General features: G+C 66.9%; 4 protein-coding genes. All 4 read right to left on the bottom strand.

Annotated features, from left to right (window positions below; all coding sequences use genetic code 11):
• Positions 1–32: 32 nt before the first annotated feature.
• On the bottom strand, positions 33–1,112 hold the full coding sequence (locus AB4Z11_RS28330) for a HupE/UreJ family protein (protein ID WP_442029162.1): 1,080 nt from the start codon (positions 1,110–1,112) through the stop codon (positions 33–35).
• Complete coding sequence (locus tag AB4Z11_RS28325; RefSeq protein ID WP_442029161.1) at positions 1,109–2,341, bottom strand: hypothetical protein; 1,233 nt, start codon at positions 2,339–2,341, stop codon at positions 1,109–1,111. The genes AB4Z11_RS28330 and AB4Z11_RS28325 overlap by 4 nt, the downstream gene beginning before the upstream one ends.
• Positions 2,338–2,589: a hypothetical protein gene (locus AB4Z11_RS28320; protein WP_442029160.1), complete on the bottom strand. Its 252-nt coding sequence runs from the start codon at positions 2,587–2,589 to the stop codon at positions 2,338–2,340. Before AB4Z11_RS28320 ends, AB4Z11_RS28325 begins: the two co-directional genes overlap by 4 nt.
• Before the next feature lie 10 nt (positions 2,590–2,599).
• A partial coding sequence (locus AB4Z11_RS28315) for a DUF4331 family protein (RefSeq protein WP_442029159.1) occupies positions 2,600–2,913 on the bottom strand: 314 nt, incomplete at its 5' end.

Genomic DNA, 2,913 nt, shown 5'->3' with positions numbered 1-2,913 from the left:
GTGCTGTACAAAGGCCCGTGGGTAAGCGTGCTTTAGATTCGTTCGGCGAACCAGAAGGTGGCGACCAGCACGATGATGCTGGAGCCGCCGGTCAGCAGCACTTTACGGTATAGCCAGGTCGCGCGCACTGCGTAGGCGATTGGCAGGAAGGCTGCGACAATTGCCAGCTGCCCTACTTCCACACCAGCGTTGAAGCCGACCAGCGCCAGCACCAGGCTTTCGCGCGGCAGCCTCAGGTCCGCCAGCACGCTGGCGAAGCCGAAGCCGTGCACCAGGCCGAATACGAAGGCAGCCAGCCAGCGCTTGCCTTGAATGATCGGTACGAGATTGTTCGCCGCTGCGATGGCCACCGATGCCGCAATGGCCGATTCCACCCAGCGTGACGGCAGGCTTACAACCTGTAGCGCGGCCAGGCTCAGTGTGATCGAGTGCGCCAGGGTAAAGGCGCTGACGATCTTCAGCACGTCCATGAACACGCCGCGCGCGCCGGCTGTGATGAGTACCGCCGGCAACAGCAGCGAAAGCAGGAACAGGATGTGGTCATAGCCGATCCAGATGTGCCAGATGCCGTGCTGGACGTAGTCGGCGAACTGGCGCCATAGCGCTGGCTGAGCGAGCGTGATCTCCAGCGCAGGCTGGTCGCCGCCCACAATGCCCGTTGTCGTCGCGCCTTGATGCTCGATGCGCAGCAGACCGCGATGCTGGGCGTCGACGTCGGCGAACAGACGATAGCTGACCGTGAGCCGCTGCGGCTCGGCGGCGCAGGTCGCGTGCATGCGCAGGACGGTGTAGCTGCCGTCGGTGTGGTGATCGAGCAGCTGGCTCGCCGCAGTCAGTGGACACAAGGCTCCGTCTGCGGTGAGCGCGAGACGGGAGAGCGCGTAGGCGGCGATGGCATCGTGGAGGCTGCGCACTTCGTCCCAGGTCAGCTGGCCATCGCCGTCGGCATCAAGGGCGATGGCGAAGTCGAGGTCGCGCAGAGCGATGTCCCATTGCGCGGTGATTTCCTGGCCTTCGATGTGCAGGGTCAGATAGCTGTCGCTGGGCTTGTGCGCCCAGGCGGTGCTGCTGGCGATCAGTAGCATCAGCATGGTGAGCAGGCGGATCATCATGCACCTCCTTTCATCAGCACGGCGATGGCGGCGTCTTCCAATTTGTGCGTGCGTATCCAGGTCGTGGCTTGCGCGACTGCTGCGCCGTCATGTGCGCGTTCGCCCGCTTCCAGCAGCAGGCGCAGGTCGGCCAGCTCTTTTTGCGTTTCCCAATTGCGGCGGGCCAGGGCGACGGCCGATTGCGCGTCGCCCAGCAGGTGCAGGGTGAAGCGGGCTTGTTCGCGCAAGTGGACGCTGTCGCCGCGTGCGGCTGCGGCGTTGAAACGGGCTTGCAGTTCGGCGCGCACGGACGTGGTGCCGGCGCCCTGTTGCTTCAGGGCGAGGGCGTAGCGCAGCAGCAGGCTGTCGACGCGCTGGAAGGGTTTCAGCAGGCGTTCGGCTTCGGCGGGGCGGCCCTGGTCGAGCAGATAGTCGGCGTAGGCGCCGAGCAGGTAGCTGTCGCGCGGGGCGATGGCGAGCGCCTGGCGGAAGCTGTGATCGGCTGACGGGTCGCCGCGGCGGGCGGACAGTTCAGCCAGCAGGGTTAGTGTCCAGACACGAACTTCGGGCGGCGCTTCGGCGGCTTCACGTGAGAATGCCGCCCGCAGAAGACGCTCGCTGGCGAGCGGATCGCCGGTGTTGGCGCGGGCTGCGGCGAGGCAGGTGAAGCTGGCCAGTTGTCCGGACAGGTTGGACAGCCGCGCGCAACTGGAGGTGGCGCCGGCGTAGTCGCCGCGCACCGTTTGCACGGTGGCGCGGGTAAGCCAGGCTTGCGCGTTGGCGGGGTCTGATTTCGTGAGCGCGTCCAGATCGGACATGGCGTCGGCGAATTGGTGATTGGTTTGGCGCAGCGTGGCGCGCAGCAGGCGCACTGGCGCAGGTGGTGCTCCCATGGACCACCACGGCGCCAGCACCGCTTGCGCGTAGCCGAAATAGCGCGGGTCGCTTTCGCGGCGGCCCAGCGCGATGTACTGCTGCGCGAGCGCCGCCGCGATGTTTGCGTCGTTCGGCGAGGCATGCAGCTGCGCGCGCAGGGCCAGCAGTTCCGGCGGCTGCACCTCGGTACGGCGCGGCAGCGTCTCCACCACCACCGCGCCGGACGCCGGCACATACGGCGCCGCCATCCCCGCCCGTGCCCCAGCCGCGAGCGTGAGCCAGGCCGCCACCAGCGTCCGCACGATGCGTGCACGGACCGCGCGGCGGCGCCGTCGTGCGGCCTCCCTGTCCAGCGACGTACCGGCGGGGATCATGGCGCCGCTACCTTGTCGACAGGTTCGGGCTCTTTGTCTTCGGACGTGGTGAGCGCGACGTTGCTGGTGTCGGTGGGCTCGGCGTCGTCGGGCGAGGTGGCGATCAGGGCCAGTACGGTGGCGGTGAAGGCGTCCGTCATCACGGGTGGTGGCGGCGGCGTGGTAGGGCTGGTGTCGGCGTTGTGGCCACCGCCACCGCCGCATGCGGCCAGCAGCAGCGCGCTGCAAAGGAGAGCAAGCGATTTCATGATGCGCTCCTTACTGCTGCGGCGAACCGGCGATCGGCGTTTTCAGGTAGGGGAAGGACGAGGTGAAGAAGCTGTCGTCGAGATACGCCCCGTCAGTAAAGCGGATTGCGCCCGCCGGTGCGTCGGACGGCGCGCAGCCGATATTCAGTGTGCACAGCTTACCCATCACCACCCGCAGCGCGATGTCGACCACATCATCGCCAGGACGCCGCCCGTTAGGGAAGCCTGCGTTATCACCGTCGATCACGCCAAGCCGTTTCTGCGATCCCATCGGCACGGCGGGAATCGATGTATTCAGCCGCAGCATTTCGGATGCCTTCACAT

The sequence above is a fragment of the Pseudoduganella sp. RAF53_2 genome (assembly GCF_052113985.1).
Taxonomy (GTDB): Bacteria; Pseudomonadota; Gammaproteobacteria; order Burkholderiales; family Burkholderiaceae_D; genus Rugamonas.
This window is presented reverse-complemented; position numbering and strand designations above follow the sequence as displayed.